This window comes from Marinobacterium litorale DSM 23545 (assembly GCF_000428985.1).
In the GTDB taxonomy this organism is placed as follows: Bacteria; Pseudomonadota; Gammaproteobacteria; order Pseudomonadales; family Balneatricaceae; genus Marinobacterium_D; species Marinobacterium_D litorale.
On record NZ_AUAZ01000026.1, the window covers coordinates 41,606 to 55,384 of the forward strand.

General features: G+C 54.0%; 15 protein-coding genes. 12 read left to right on the forward strand and 3 right to left on the reverse strand.

All coding sequences use genetic code 11. From position 1 onward, the window contains the following. Positions 1-82 precede the first annotated feature (82 nt). Positions 83-1,477, forward strand: a complete 1,395-nt coding sequence (locus G403_RS0116900) for a glutamine synthetase family protein (RefSeq protein WP_051299195.1) — start codon at positions 83-85, stop codon at positions 1,475-1,477. A gap of 48 nt (positions 1,478-1,525) precedes the next feature. After that, positions 1,526-2,368, forward strand: a complete 843-nt coding sequence (locus tag G403_RS0116905) for an inositol monophosphatase family protein (protein ID WP_027855028.1) — start codon at positions 1,526-1,528, stop codon at positions 2,366-2,368. On the opposite strand, the gene G403_RS0116910 is transcribed toward G403_RS0116905, so the two are convergent. The 3 genes from G403_RS0116910 to G403_RS23760 are packed head-to-tail and all read right to left on the reverse strand — an operon-like array spanning position 2,365 to position 9,198. Next, positions 2,365-4,605, reverse strand: coding sequence for a two-component system response regulator (locus G403_RS0116910; RefSeq protein WP_051299197.1), 2,241 nt, complete (start codon positions 4,603-4,605; stop codon positions 2,365-2,367). The two genes, G403_RS0116905 and G403_RS0116910, sit on opposite strands and share 4 nt — an antisense overlap. Beyond that, positions 4,586-5,500 carry a GGDEF domain-containing protein gene (locus tag G403_RS0116915; RefSeq protein WP_027855030.1) on the reverse strand — a complete coding sequence of 305 codons (915 nt, stop codon included), beginning with the start codon at positions 5,498-5,500 and terminating at the stop codon, positions 4,586-4,588. Before G403_RS0116915 ends, G403_RS0116910 begins: the two co-directional genes overlap by 20 nt. Continuing rightward, positions 5,497-9,198 carry a PAS domain-containing hybrid sensor histidine kinase/response regulator gene (locus tag G403_RS23760; protein ID WP_036234310.1) on the reverse strand — a complete coding sequence of 1,234 codons (3,702 nt, stop codon included), beginning with the start codon at positions 9,196-9,198 and terminating at the stop codon, positions 5,497-5,499. The genes G403_RS0116915 and G403_RS23760 overlap by 4 nt, the downstream gene beginning before the upstream one ends. Before the next feature lie 625 nt (positions 9,199-9,823). Here G403_RS23760 and G403_RS0116925 point away from each other — a divergent pair. The 10 genes from G403_RS0116925 to G403_RS0116965 all read left to right on the forward strand — a co-directional run. Next, positions 9,824-10,309 carry a hypothetical protein gene (locus tag G403_RS0116925; protein ID WP_027855031.1) on the forward strand — a complete coding sequence of 162 codons (486 nt, stop codon included), beginning with the start codon at positions 9,824-9,826 and terminating at the stop codon, positions 10,307-10,309. After that, positions 10,306-10,569: a hypothetical protein gene (locus tag G403_RS0116930; RefSeq protein WP_027855032.1), complete on the forward strand. Its 264-nt coding sequence runs from the start codon at positions 10,306-10,308 to the stop codon at positions 10,567-10,569. The genes G403_RS0116925 and G403_RS0116930 overlap by 4 nt, the downstream gene beginning before the upstream one ends. Positions 10,570-10,620: 51 nt before the next feature. Beyond that, positions 10,621-10,971, forward strand: a complete 351-nt coding sequence (locus G403_RS0116935; RefSeq protein WP_027855033.1) for a hypothetical protein — start codon at positions 10,621-10,623, stop codon at positions 10,969-10,971. Beyond that, a complete protein-coding gene (locus G403_RS0116940; protein ID WP_027855034.1) occupies positions 10,971-11,225 on the forward strand; it encodes a hypothetical protein in 255 nt (84 codons plus the stop codon). The genes G403_RS0116935 and G403_RS0116940 overlap by 1 nt, the downstream gene beginning before the upstream one ends. An 87-nt stretch (positions 11,226-11,312) precedes the next feature. Continuing rightward, positions 11,313-11,570 carry a hypothetical protein gene (locus G403_RS0116945; RefSeq protein WP_027855035.1) on the forward strand — a complete coding sequence of 86 codons (258 nt, stop codon included), beginning with the start codon at positions 11,313-11,315 and terminating at the stop codon, positions 11,568-11,570. Further along, positions 11,567-11,815 carry a hypothetical protein gene (locus G403_RS25345; protein ID WP_156899729.1) on the forward strand — a complete coding sequence of 83 codons (249 nt, stop codon included), beginning with the start codon at positions 11,567-11,569 and terminating at the stop codon, positions 11,813-11,815. Before G403_RS0116945 ends, G403_RS25345 begins: the two co-directional genes overlap by 4 nt. A gap of 52 nt (positions 11,816-11,867) precedes the next feature. Further along, entirely contained in the window at positions 11,868-12,863 is a 996-nt protein-coding gene (locus G403_RS0116950; RefSeq protein ID WP_027855036.1) for a hypothetical protein, read from the forward strand. A gap of 1 nt (position 12,864) precedes the next feature. Then, on the forward strand, positions 12,865-13,221 hold the full coding sequence (locus G403_RS0116955; protein WP_027855037.1) for a hypothetical protein: 357 nt from the start codon (positions 12,865-12,867) through the stop codon (positions 13,219-13,221). Between the two features lie 8 nt (positions 13,222-13,229). Next, positions 13,230-13,472 (forward strand): hypothetical protein, encoded by a 243-nt coding sequence (locus G403_RS0116960; protein WP_027855038.1) that lies wholly within the window; start codon positions 13,230-13,232, stop codon positions 13,470-13,472. Between the two features lie 40 nt (positions 13,473-13,512). Continuing rightward, on the forward strand, positions 13,513-13,779 hold a 267-nt coding region (locus G403_RS0116965; protein WP_027854830.1), incomplete at its 3' end, for a helix-turn-helix domain-containing protein.

The window sequence follows — 13,779 nt, forward strand, 5'->3', positions numbered from 1 at the left end:
AATTGTTGACTTTGACCCGGGGTTGGATTTCACTCCAAGGGGACAGAGTCTGCGAGACTCTGTAGCTTTCTGGTGGTGGACAATGAACGAACATATCAAAGGGTGGTTGGAGCTACCCGACCCGGCCGAAGCCGGCCAATTCCTGGATCAACATCCCGATCTGCAGTTTATCGATCTTCTGATTGCCGACATGAACGGCATCGTACGAGGCAAGCGGATCGATCGCTCCGCACTTAAAAAGGTATTCGAGCGCGGTGTCGCTTTACCCGCCTCGCTTTACGGCCTCGACATTCTCGGCGAAACGGTGGAAAGCACCGGTCTCGGGCTGGAGATTGGCGAGGCGGATCACACCTGCTACCCGGTTCCTGGCACCCTGACCATGGAACCTTGGCAGAAACGGCCTATCGCGCAGCTTTTGATGAGCATGTACGAGGATGAGCAGACGCCGTTCTATGCCGACCCTCGCACCGTCCTTAAAAGTGTACTGAAACGGTTTGAAGAGCTTGAACTGACGCCGGTTACCGCATTTGAGCTGGAGTTTTACCTGATTGATCAGGAAAACATCGCCGGTCGACCGCAGCCTCCCAAATCGCCTATTTCCGGCAAGCGTCCGGAAAGTGTGCAGGTCTACTCCATCGACGAGCTCGATGAGTACGCGGACTTCCTGACCGATGTCATCGACGCGGCCAGAGCACAGAACCTGCCGGCCGATACGATCGTTGCCGAATCCGCGCCGGGGCAGTTTGAGATCAACCTGCAGCACGTGGACTGCCCGCTGCGCTCCTGCGACAACGCCACGCTGCTGCGCCGGGTGATCAAGAGCGTCGCCTACGACCATGAGATGGATACCACCTTCATGGCCAAACCCTACGCGGATCAGGCCGGTAACGGCATGCACCTGCATATCAGCCTGGTTGATGCTCAGGGCAAGAATGTTTTCGCGCTGGACCCGGACACCGAGCAACCCAACGACATCATGCGCTGGGCGATTGGCGGGCTGATTGAGGCGATGGAGGACTACTTGGCGATCCTCTGCCCCAACATCAACTCTTACCGGCGCTTCAGCCAGGGGTTCTATGTGCCGACCTGGCCCTGCTGGGGTGTGGAAAACAGAACGACCGCACTGCGCATACCCGGGGGCGAACCCGAGGCGACCCGGATCGAACACCGCCTGGCGGGAACCGATGCCAACCCCTACCTGCTGATGGCGGCGATGCTGGCGTCCATGCACTTCGGGATAACACACAAGATTGAACCCCCTCCCCCCGTTGAGGGCAATGCATACGATCAGCAGGAACTGGTGCTACCGGGCAACTTGCGCGATGCACTGCGCGAGTTGGAAAGCTCGGGCATGATGCGCGAATACCTGGGTAACGACTTCCTGAATGTATTCATCGCCTGTAAAGAGCATGAGCTGACCCAGTTTGAACAGACCATCTCCGATCTGGAGTACACCTGGTATCTGCATACGGTCTAGCGCCCGGCAAACACGCGTCACCGCACACCCATGCTTACGAGGAGACGGATGGCTATTACGCAGCAGCAGGAAAATGCCCTTGTTGATCTGGTCCGACAGGTTGCGCAGGCAGAGATAACACCCCGTTTCCGCCGCTTGCCCGAGCAGGCGGTGCGCGTAAAGTCCTCAGTCCACGACCTGGTTACCGAGGCGGATTTAGCCGCCGAGGCCGCTATAACGGCCGGGGTAAACCGTATCTTGCCCGCGGCCAGAGTCGTGGGTGAAGAAGCGGTGGCGAGTGATCCGAAGATTCTGGAACACCTTGTCGGTGCCGAATACGCGGTGCTGATCGACCCGGTGGATGGCACCTGGAACTATGCCAACGGCCTGGCGACTCATGGCGTGTTACTCGCGGTGATGCATCAGGAACAGACGATCCTCGGACTCTTATATGACCCGGTCATGGACGACTGGATACTGGCGCGGCGCGGCGGTGGCTCCTGGTTCTGCACCCCCGACACCCGCCCGGTGGCCATGACGGTGAGCGAGACCAAACCACTGACCGAACTGACCGGCTTTATGACGCCGTTCAGTTTTCCGGCCCATTGCCGCCAGGAAGCCGCTAGCGCCATGCTCACCTTCGGACGCGCCCATACACTGCGCTGCGCCTGCCACGAGTACCGTATGCTGGTCCAGGGCAACGTGGATTTCTACATCAACGCCAGCGCCAAACCCTGGGATCATGCCGCCGGAGTGCTGGCACTGGAGGAGGCCGGCGGCAAAGCCGGTTTTCTTGATGGCCGCCCCTACTCACCACTGGTCAGCGATGGCTTTCTGGTCGCAGCCAACAGCGATGCCACTCTGGACGCGATTCGACACCAGTTTGGCGGCTGTCTCTACGAAGCCACTTAGTGTGACTTCTGCTCACCGCTGACCAGTCGTTTCAGCAATGCCTCCGCCGGTTCCGGGTAACCGAAGTGGTAACCCTGCAGGTGCATTCCCGGAAAGCGCCCGGTTAACAGCGCGGCGTGGCGCTCGGTTTCAACCCCTTCGGCAACCACCCGCAGGCCGAGAAACTCGCCCAGGTTATTAATCGTGGCTACGATCTCCGCATCCATGGGATCATCCGGAGCGTGCATGACGAACGCGCGGTCGATTTTCACCTCCTCGATGGGAAGCTTTCTCAGATAAGCCAGCGACGAGTAACCGGTACCAAAATCATCCACCGAGAAACCGGCGCCGCGCTCAACAACACGCTTCATCTTTTCGATAACCAGGTCGGTGTTTTCGATCATCAGCCCCTCGGTCACCTCCAGCGTCAGCCGTCCTGAAGGGATCCCGTGCGCATCGATAAGATCACCGACAAAGGCTTCGAAATCCGCTTCGCGGAAGTGGCGTGGACAGATATTAACGGACACGCGGATCGCCAGCCCCTGCTGTTCCAGCTTCGCTATCAGCGCCACAGACTGCCTCAGCACCCAGCGCTCCAGGCCAACGATCAAACTGGATTGTTCGGCGATCGGAATGAAACGCCCGGGCGGCAACAGCCCCTCCTGGGGATGGTCCCAGCGCACCAGTACCTCCAGCCCCTGGCAGTGGCCGTTCGGATCGATCTGCGGCTGGGCAAACAGGCGTAACTCCTCGCCCTCGATGGCACGGCTCAGGTCGCTCTCCAGACGAAAGCGCTGACGGACCGAACGGCCCATGGAGTCCTCAAAAAACAGCACCGGCTCACCCTCCGTCTTGGCCAGGTGGTGAGCGGTATCGGCATGCTGAAGCGCCAGCGCCGCACTGTCCACTTCCGGTGACGGAATCATGACGATACCCACCGTGCACTCAAGCAGTATTGTGCCTGCCCCTTCAATTGTGAAGGGCGTCATCATCGCCTGCTGTATACGGCGGACAACCTCGTCGGCGCACCGGGATGCATCGTCCAGTGAACGGGTATGCGGCGCCAGGGCCAGGCCGAATTCGTCTGCTCCCAGGCGCGCCAGGGTGTCATCTTCAGCCACGCAGGTTTTGAGTCGCGCGGCCAGCTCCCGCACAATTTGGTCCCCGACGAGATAACCGTGGCTCTCGTTGATCGCTTTAAATTTATTGAGATCAACGACCATCAGCGCGGTTATATCGCCGGATCGATGACAATACCGGAGCAGATTGTCGAGGCGATCAAGCAGGAGCATTCGGTTAGGCAGACGCGTCACCGGATCGTGCCAGGTTAGAAAATCGACCTGCTCCTGGGTCTGTTTGAGGCTGGTGATGTCGCTGAAAACGGCCAGATAATTGGTAATCTCACCGGTATCATCGTGTACAGCGCTGATCGTGCGCAGCTCCGGGTAGCATTCACCGTCCTTACGGCGGTTGTAAATCTCGCCGGTCCAGTGCCCCTCTTCGTGTATACAGCGCCACATGGTCTTGTAAAACGCGTCATCGTGCATGCCTGATTTTAAAAACCGAGGGTTGCGCCCCAACGCCTCGGATTCGCTATAGCCTGTGATACGGCTAAACGAACGGTTGACGGCGATTACCCTGGCATCGGCATCGGTCAGCAGAATCCCCTCGGAGGTGCTCATGAATACGCGTTCAAACAGGTTTTTCGAGGAGCGCGTCACCAGCAGTTCCCGGGATTGCTTTTCCAGGGTCTGGTTGACTTGATCGAGCTCTTTCAGCCTTGTCTGCAGTTCCTCGTTAAGCTCCAGCAACCGATCCAGCATGCCCTGAAACGACAGGTGGGTACGAACACGGGCACGAACCAGTGAGGCGCGAAACGGCTTGTGAATATAATCGACCGCGCCGACCTGAAATCCTTTCTCTTCCGATTCCACATCATTCAGCGCGGTAATAAAAATAACCGGTGTTCGCCTGAAACCAGGCATCTGCTTGATGCGACAACAGAGGTCAAACCCGTTCATGGCAGGCATCATGACATCCAGGATAATCAGCTGGGGCTGCTCCCCGGATTCCAGGATGCGCAAAGCGGACGGACCATCGTTGGCGACAATCACGTCATAATCGGTACTCAGTGCTTCACTGATAATACGGAGGTTATTGGGTTCATCGTCGACAACCAGAACCCGGTACATGGGCAGGCTGCTCGGCGAAGACCTGTCGATCACGTCCAAATCCAGCTCAGTGAAGGGGTCTGACACAGTTCCGCCCTCCCTCTTCCTTCGCCGCATAGAGCTGCCGATCAGCCTCGGCGATCAGCTCCTCGGGACTGCTTTGCACATGGGGGACGACCGAGGCACACCCCAGCGTAATCGTGACGGTCTGACATTGAGGGCCGGAGTCCGGGCAGTCGCTGCATGTATGCTCGGCTTTACGACGCAACCCCTCCGCCACCAGCAAGGTCTCACCGAGATCGGATCCGGGCAGAAGGATCACAAACTCATCACCGCCAAACCGCGCAACCAGGTCCGAGGCGCGCTGCAGGTTGTTCTGGAGCAGGCCTGCCACCCGCTTTATACATTCATCGCCCGCCTGATGCCCGAGCGTATCGTTGATCGACTTAAAATGATCCATATCCACCAGCATCATGGACAGTGGCTTGGCGTCGCGTGCCATCCGCCGCCACTCCAGATCCAGCTGACGCTGGAACATCCGACGGTTGGCGATATTGGTCAGGTGGTCGGTAAACGACTCCGCTTTCAGCAGCTCCGTTTTGCGCTTGAGGTCGAGAAAGGTTTTGACCTTTGAGCGCAAGATGACCTGATTGTAGGGCTTTAGCATGTAATCGGTGGCGCCCGCCTTGAAGGCCGCCTCCACATCCGCCGTGCTGTCGGAACCAGTCACACAGATTACCGGCACCTCACCCAACTCGCCGACGGCCCTGAGATGCTCCAGGATGTCGATACCGCGCATATCCTCGAGATAAAGATCAAGCAGGATCAGATCCACCGGCTGTTGCAGCAGCTTAATCGCGTCCCGGCCGGATGTGGCAATCAGAAGGTTGTAGCTCTGGCCGAAAATTCCGGTGATCGCTCTCAGGCTGGCCGGGTCATCCTCAATTACCAGTATGGTGGCATCCATGTGGTCATAGGTCATCGCAACTGTTCCAGAATCTCTTTGATCTCGGCTTGGGCTCTGGGATAGTCGAACATATCAACTGCATCCTGCAGGCGTCGTGCACGGTTTTCCATTCGCAATGCTTTCAGGGAGTTTAGCACTGCATGCAGTTTGTCATCGGGAACAACACGATGGGCCTCAAGTATTTGATCGATCTCTTCCAACCACTGAGTCAGAGCGCTCCTGTCTTCGAGCGGATTAACGGCGTGTAGAACCGGTCCCTCGTCACGCGGCGTCAAACGCATCAAGTGCTCTCGAAGCAGTGTCTGTAACTGCTCGAACCCGGACCACTCCCCCTGCTTGAGCGAAGCTTCCAGCTGGGATGCAGCCTCAGCCAGAGACGTGTCCGCTATATTCCCCGCAGCGCCTTTCAACTGATGCACACGTGCACACGCTTGATTCGCATCATCCTCGGCTCGAAGCCTGTCCAGATCCCGGCTCAAGCCGGAAAAACTTTTGCTGAACGCATCCAGACACCGCTCAAGTAGCTGCCGGTCGCCCCCGAGCTGACTCATGGCCCGGTTCAGATCGATAAAGCCGGGCAGTCCGTCCTCCGTTTTTTCGGCCTCAATCTTCTGCGCAGCCTCAATCGGCTCCGGTTCGGGCCCCGCTTCCGGTGTACAGAGCTCAATCAGGGTTTTATGCAGCTCTCGCAGTAACAGTGGCTTGGTCAGGTAGGCATCCATACCGGCATCGGCGGCCTCCTGTTTATCCTCATCCAGAACCGATGCCGACAGAGCAATGATTCTGGGTTGGACGATATCCAGCTCACGAATTCTCCTCGCTGCCTCATGACCGGAGATACCGGGCATATGTACATCCATCAGCACCGCTTGATAACGCTGGGTTTGAACGGACTCCACGGCAGCTTCACCACTATCCACAGCATGAAAACTTGCGCCGATGCGGCTAAGCAGCTGGGTGGCCACATCACGGTTCAACGCCAGATCATCCACCACCAGAATACGGACACCCGACAAAGGCGGCAGTGATGAGCCTCGTTGCATCGGTGCCCCGGCTGGTTGTGCCTGAGCGAGCCCCGAGCGCAAACTGACGATGGCATCATACAGTCTGGACGGGGTTAGAGGCCGTGTTATCAGCGTAGCCCCATCCTGCACGTAGACCTTGAGGTCGTCCTCGCTGGAACTGGCGGGCACAACCATCACCACACCAAGGCGCTCTACGTCCCGGCATTGACTCAGACAACGGCTGGCCGGCCCATTCCAGTCAGGATCCGCGAACAGATCGGTATCGATGATAATCACCCGGTAGTTACTGACAGTCTGCTGACTCACCTGCTCTTCGAGCATCCGTGGTGAGTCAATCGGCACGCTGTTGATATGCCAGGCATGGGCATAACGTTCTACACTCCGGACCAACGTCTTGGACTCCGTCACCAGCAGCAGTTCCACCGAGGAGAGCTCCAGCTCATCATACCGACGCACACCGGGTGTCAGGTCACAACTTAACTTCAGGGTGAATTGCGAGCCTTTCCCCAGCTCGCTTTCTACGTCAAGGGTCCCGCCCAACAGGTGGGTCAGGTGGCGACAGATGGTCAGCCCCAATCCGCTGCCGCCAAAATGGCGCGTGGTACTGTCATCGGCCTGACTGAAACTATCGAACACCTGTACCAGACGGTTCTGCGGAATACCCACACCGGTATCGGAAACCACAAAAGCCAGTTCCGTCGTAGCGTCCGTACTTGATATTTCATGAATACTCAGGTGAACCGATCCTTCACCGGTAAACTTGATCGCATTCCCCAGCAGATTGGAGAGTATCTGGCCCACACGCAGCGGATCGCTGATCAGGCGCTGAGGCACTCGGGGGTCCACCTCGACGGACAGCTCCAGCCCCTTGTTGTCGGCGCTGACGGAGAATAGATCCACGGTACGCTGAAGCAGCTCCTCGACGCTGAAATCCACCCTTTCCACCTTGACTCCATTGGCTTCCAGGCGGGACAAATCAAGGATATCGTTGAGCAGATGAAGGAGCGCATCGGACGCCTGATAGGTTTTTTCAACAAAGGACTTTTGCTGGTCCGTAAGTGAGCTTTCACGGAGAATCGTCAGCATGCCGATGATCGCATTCATCGGCGTACGGATCTCATGGCTCATGTTGGCCAGAAACGCACTTTTGGCTTTTGTCGCCTGCTCCGCCTCCTCCCTGCGTTGATCCAGTGCGGCGTTCAGCTCAATCAGCGCCTGCTCCGATTCATGCTGTTCAGTCACGTCCTGAGCCACGGAGATGAAGCCGCGCTCTTCGCCACTGACATCAAACGGGATGTAGAGTGTATCGACCAGACAGCGCTTTCCATCACTACGCTGAAACCAGACCTGTGAGCGGGTTTCCAAACCATTCAGGACGCGCTGATAAAATTCCTGCCGTGATGCAAACAGAGTATTGCCCACAAACTCCGACAGATGCTTGCCGACGGCCTTACCACTGGGTATGCCAAACCAGGCTTCCGACTCTCGATTGATAAAGCGACAACAGAAGCTCTCATCCCAGTGTGCGATCACTATAGGCAGGTGGTCGGTTATCGAACGGATGAATGCCAGGACCTTGTTAATCTCCGCCGTTTGACGCTCCACCTCATGATGAAGCTCGATGTTGTTGGCATGGCGAACCTTCGCCTCAAGCTCACGCTCATGGATCTCTTCTGACATTCTGCGATGGCGCCGTAACACCAGGAAGCCAATCAACGAGAGCAAGCCCACCAGGAAGGCGTACACGGCAAAGCCCAGTTCATCCTGCGATGTTACCGCCGCCGAAAGCTCACTTTGCGTTATGCCGGTCACCAGGTACCAGCGCTCTTCAGGATAAAATGATGTCTGCAACGAATCGGGCAACTCAACACGCTGACTCAACCAGTAAGTGCCTTCGGGGCCTACCAGAGACTGGCTAACACCGTCGTACAGCTGCTCACTGCGGGCTCCCAGATAATCTTTGAGTCCGGATTCACGACCAAACATGAACGCCCAGGCCTCTCCGCCCTCCGGCGCTACCAGCCAGTCTCCCCGGGGATTGACCAGCCAGGCCGGATAGCGGGAGTGTTTGGCCTCCTGTACATGCCCCAGGATGCGATCACCTTTCATGTTCAGGATAAGGAAACCGCCACTTCCGCCGGCCTCTGCGGGACGCAGCCGGATTGCCACACGCAGGGTCGGTTTAAAAGGCCGCTCTACCTGCCCCGCCTCCACGTTCAGATCGAAGCGGGAAATATAGATTGAGCCCGGCTCCAGCGAGAGAATTTTCTGACTGTAGTAGCGACGCGATTTATCGGCCAGGGCACCCGCGCCAACACGATGCAGCAGCCCATTTTCAAGACGGTCTACCCGGAGGCGCTCGTAGCCGTTTTCATCGATCAGGCGTGCTTGAAAATACCGGGGATTGTTACGCAGAAAATAGACAAACGCGGTCTGCAGGTCGATCAGGTCGATCTCCGCGCGCACCAGTGCGGCTGAACGCTTTAAGCCCGCCAGGTGAGCCATCGTCTCTTCCAGCTCAAGCCCGATCAACTCACTCTGGATATTCAGCGACAGGGCGTGCTCATTAACGAGGGAATCAACGATCTGGGATTTCCTTTGATCACTGATCCAGTAAAAAACGAGTAGCAATAACAGAGCAACAGGTAGCAGCAGATATTCGTAGCGGAGGGATCGTTTTATCTTCATTCAGCGCAGCTTGTCGCGACAGGAGGAGGTCCTCTGAATACTAGTTGCGTAGCAACTAAGCGACAAGCGTTTAGGTCTTCGATTTTGACTAAAGGACCAGGAATGAACGGATAACCAGGAAATGGTGCCCCGGACCGGAATCGAACTACCGCGTATTCCGTGGCCTGCAGGCAAGTTGCTGTACTGGTGCTGTAATAGTTTGAGAGGGTGATAAAAAATCATGCCAAAAAATGGAAGAATTTGATGACCACTCATCTCTCTATTTTGTGACTATACCCCTCCGGCTTCACCTCCGTCTCGCCTTGCGCTTGCGGGTGCTCGCTTCGCTGCGCTCCCGGTCGCGGCGGACTGCGTTCAGCCGTCGGGTAGGCTTTATGTCCTATTTCACTAGAACACCCATCCGGGTGTCTTTTCCCATCTGATAAATCCCCTATAAATTTATAATATATAGGGACCGGTTTTTATTAAGATGCTGATTTTAAAAGAAAAAGTCAAAAAATGACTGACACTAAAGTGTGTTATACATGGGTGCTGTGAACCCTGTATAGGGTTGTAGTAATACCTTGTGAACACACTTTAGTGTTAGAATTTTGAGAAAATACAGTAGGCACACCAGAGGAAATCTATGAAGTTGATACGGGAATCCAACCTACTTACTGTCCGTGAACGTGTTACCCGTAAGGTTAGCCATCACGTTGATCCAGTAGAAAAACGGGCTGTACTGTCTCGTATCAATGAGACAGCTTACTACCTTTACGATCACTATAGAACTGGGTTCTTTGCTGATGCGTCAGATATCAGTGATGAGGTGATAGGTGAAACGATTGGTTGGCCTACGCGTAAGGTAGGTAAGTACCGTGTTGAACTCCAGAAAGCTGACCTCATCCGCATTATCAAGATTGGCTCAAGCAACAGGGCTATCACTAAGCTCATTGTAGGTATGGATAGAGTGGCCCTATCTGATGCTGGGTTGCCGGATAGCATCCAAGACAGTGCAGCCCTAAGGCGCATCAAGAAGTCTTTAAATATCAACTCTCCTCTTGATCTGGTGAGTAATATCAAGTCTATTCAGCAACGGTATGAAGAGATTACAGACGGGAAACAACTATGACACCAACTGAGCTTAAAGAGCAGTACCTGAGCCAGTTCCGATCAGAGTTAGTGAAAGCCAAGAAAGTAGACACCCTACTCCTGATGGTAAAAAAGCGAGCGGCCGATGCTCGTATTCATTTCAATGAAGCTGTAGACAGTTACAAGTCCGCAGCTAAAGCCTATGCCAAGTACAAAAATGTACGGGCTGAAGCACTCTTCACAGCCGCTGATGAGCGGTTCCACCGACTCAAACCCTGGGATTACGATCACCATATCTGATGAGCAGGGCTCCGCCCTGTTGGGTGGTCATACCCACTACAGGAGCCCATCATGGATTATTCCAACGAAATCGACATTGCCATTGAGAATGGCACCCTGGTTGAAGAACCCAAGCTGACAGAAGATCTGTGGGCTGAGCGCTTCAAACCCATCCCTAATCCCTACACCCTCGGTATGGGCTACGACTACGGTCGGGGCTCCTGCCTAATGCTCACCGTCGATCTGGACCGGTATCTGAAAGAGCACATAGTAGATCCTATGGCGATCTGGACTCTGATGGATGGTGAGGACCATGCCTATGGTTACATCGCCCAGGGCCGCCGTTACGTAAATGCTATTGGTTGGTTCATTACGGAGTCTATACCGGCCTTTGAACTCCACTATGACATTGAGGTGGAGTGATGCTTGAACCAGGTGACCTGCTACTGGCACTGGATGAAGGCGTCTGGTCCCGCAGTAAGCGGATCCTGGTGTTCAGTGGATTTGCTGGAAACGATCTCTGGATTCACCCGGCAGGGGAACCTGAGTTCCTGGATTATGTACGCCCCTACCGGGTCCGTCCCCTCACCAAAGAAGAGCGCCTTGAATACCTGCTGACTGGTACTTTGGAGATCCTCAATGAGCAAGAAAAAACAAAAGGTGGACACACCTCGTAAAGGGGCTTGTTATCAACAAGTGAACCAGCCGGGGTTCATTCCTAAAAAAGTAAATCACCGGCTGCGCTACCGTATAAGAGGTCCATTATGGGAACTGATCTAAAGCCAGATGATCTTGTTGTAATAGATGATGTAATCTGGGGAGAATATAAAACCTTTTACCAAAGGGTAGGTAGTATTAAACGTTTGTTTTCTATACCTGCAGGTGGTGCAGAACCGGAAACGCTGTGCGTCATAGTGCAGAAATTAGAGGATAACTTATCGCTTACCACGGAAGCTAAGTATGTACGTCAACTAACGAAAAAAGAAAAAGTGGAAGTACTACTAATGAGAGGCATTATATGACTCCTTGTGAAGAACGTGGGTACAAAGTAGGTGATTTGTTTCTTGTTATTGCTATTATTGGTATTTATCCATCAATACCTAAAGGGTCACTGGTAAAACTAAGCGATGATGATGGAACACATGCTCCATTTTTCAGCAAAGAAGGTGAAAATTACCGGTACTGTTTAAGTATAGACTGGGTAGTTCCCGCCACCCCTGAAAACCGTATTGAGTTTCTTTTGACTGACTCAGTCGAAACAGAATAACCCCGCCTCCGGCGGTCATCCCGGTCTGTTAACAAACCACCGGAGAAATTCCATGACCGCTTATACCAATTTGACAGGGATCCCCCTGTCTGTCGCGCTATGGTTAACAACTGATGATTATGACTATGATCAGCGTAGTAACCATATCTCGGCTACCACACTCCTCAAACCCGTTCGCCAGATCGTTCTGAGCGCCCGTGTACCGCCTCAGGATGCGATTCCTGATATTGCCTCACTGGTACCTTCCCGAATGGGATCAGCTATTCACGGGCAAATTGAGCAGTCCTGGCTCAAGCGTTATAAAGAGGGCTTAATTGCCCTGGGCTATCCACAGAAAGTCGTGGATAAAGTCCGAGTCAATCCAACCCCTGAAGAAGCAGTCGGCGATATTATTCCTGTGTATCTGGAACGCCGTGCTGAGCGTCATATTGATGGCTATGTAGTATCCGGAAAATTCGATTTTGTAGCGGATGGACGCCTGGAAGATTTTAAATCTACCGGCGTTTTCACCTACATGAGTAATTCGAATGATGCAAAATACATCAAGCAGGGTAGTATATACCGCTGGCTCAATCCCGATATTATTACTCAAGACCGTATGGCTATTCAGTTTATTTTTACTGACTGGAGCCGCCAGCGTGCTTCTATTGAACGTGCTAAAGGGTATCCGCAAAATCGGACACTCGAGCATGTTTTGCCTTTAGATAGCCCTGCTGCAACTGAAGCCTGGATTCGTACCAAACTGAGCCAGATCACTCAATATCAAACAGCACCGGATGAATTAATCCCACGCTGTACGGATGAGGATCTATGGCGTAAATCCCCAGTTTGGAAGTACTACAAAAACAAGGACAAGATGAGCCGGTCCACTAAAAACTTTGATACTCAGGGAGAAGCCAATATCCGTTTAGCGGAAGATGGGTATACCGGGGTTGTTGTTGAAGTTAAAGGTAAAGTGACTGCTTGTAAGTATTGTTCAGCTTTCCCTGTCTGCAAACAAAAAGACGAATACCTGAAAAGTGGCGAACTAGAAATTGAGGAGCTGTGACATGATCAAACTGATCAAGAAAATTCTGTCGATGATTTTCCCAAGTGCTGAGCCAGTGGCTGAAACGCCTAAGCGTAAACGCCGTTCTCCTACGCACCGGGATACTACCAAACTGACCCAGTGGCACTACGATATTATCGTGCACCGCCATGCAGCTTGGTTGTATCACAATAAAACGCATTCCCATGCTGAGCGCCGTTCAGCTCAAGATCTGGTAAACGAGATCAATAGCCTGATGGGTACTCAGAAGTCTCATCGTGCATTGGCGCGTATCTGGAATGGTGAACTCCAGCGGGAGGATCTACCTGAAGCCCATGATGTTGCGATGTCAGAAGATACCACCCAGCAAGTAGCGTGAGGTGCTGAATGAAGTATTTACAGCGTGACCTCGAAAATCCGACCTTTCACCCGCTATCAGAGCAGTTGGTAGATGTACTCTGTGAACGCGTTGAAAATGATGACCGGCTGTTCTTTCGGGTACTGGTTAGCTACGTGTTCTCCAAAGTTGCAGCCATGATGCGAACTTCGGTTGATACGACTGACAAAGGAAATATTCCGGTCAGTCAGTTTGTACTAATGGGTTCGAAAGTAAGCGAACATCATTTATAATGTAGGCTCCGTTCGCCAAGCTTATCGGATATTTACACACATGCGCCACGATGACGGTCGTAAACTTGATCACAAAACATTAGAAGCCATTCGCGTTCGCGCCGTTCAACGGGTCATGGATGGCGAGAGTCCAGAAGTCGTCATCAAAGCGCTGGGGATGAGCCGAGCACGAATCTATGAATGGCTGGCTGCCTACCGCGAGGGTGGCTTTGACGCGCTCAAGGCCAAGCAGATTTCCGGTCGTCCCAAGAAACTGAGCGGTGCTCAGATCCGGGAGCTGTATATCTGGATAACGACCTTTACGCCG

Bases quoted from the DNA above. Each gene is read 5' to 3' on its own strand.
- G403_RS0116915 (WP_027855030.1), bottom strand. From the start codon at position 5,500: ATGACCTATGACCACATGGATGCCACCATACTGGTAATTGAGGATGAC.
- G403_RS0116945 (WP_027855035.1), top strand. From the start codon at position 11,313: ATGGGAACTGATCTAAAGCCAGATGATCTTGTTGTAATAGATGATGTA.
- G403_RS0116905 (WP_027855028.1), top strand. From the start codon at position 1,526: ATGGCTATTACGCAGCAGCAGGAAAATGCCCTTGTTGATCTGGTCCGA.
- G403_RS25345 (WP_156899729.1), top strand. From the start codon at position 11,567: ATGACTCCTTGTGAAGAACGTGGGTACAAAGTAGGTGATTTGTTTCTT.
- G403_RS0116955 (WP_027855037.1), top strand. From the start codon at position 12,865: ATGATCAAACTGATCAAGAAAATTCTGTCGATGATTTTCCCAAGTGCT.
- G403_RS23760 (WP_036234310.1), bottom strand. From the start codon at position 9,198: ATGAAGATAAAACGATCCCTCCGCTACGAATATCTGCTGCTACCTGTT.
- G403_RS0116940 (WP_027855034.1), top strand. From the start codon at position 10,971: ATGCTTGAACCAGGTGACCTGCTACTGGCACTGGATGAAGGCGTCTGG.
- G403_RS0116935 (WP_027855033.1), top strand. From the start codon at position 10,621: ATGGATTATTCCAACGAAATCGACATTGCCATTGAGAATGGCACCCTG.
- G403_RS0116930 (WP_027855032.1), top strand. From the start codon at position 10,306: ATGACACCAACTGAGCTTAAAGAGCAGTACCTGAGCCAGTTCCGATCA.
- G403_RS0116950 (WP_027855036.1), top strand. From the start codon at position 11,868: ATGACCGCTTATACCAATTTGACAGGGATCCCCCTGTCTGTCGCGCTA.
- G403_RS0116900 (WP_051299195.1), top strand. From the start codon at position 83: ATGAACGAACATATCAAAGGGTGGTTGGAGCTACCCGACCCGGCCGAA.
- G403_RS0116960 (WP_027855038.1), top strand. From the start codon at position 13,230: ATGAAGTATTTACAGCGTGACCTCGAAAATCCGACCTTTCACCCGCTA.
- G403_RS0116925 (WP_027855031.1), top strand. From the start codon at position 9,824: ATGAAGTTGATACGGGAATCCAACCTACTTACTGTCCGTGAACGTGTT.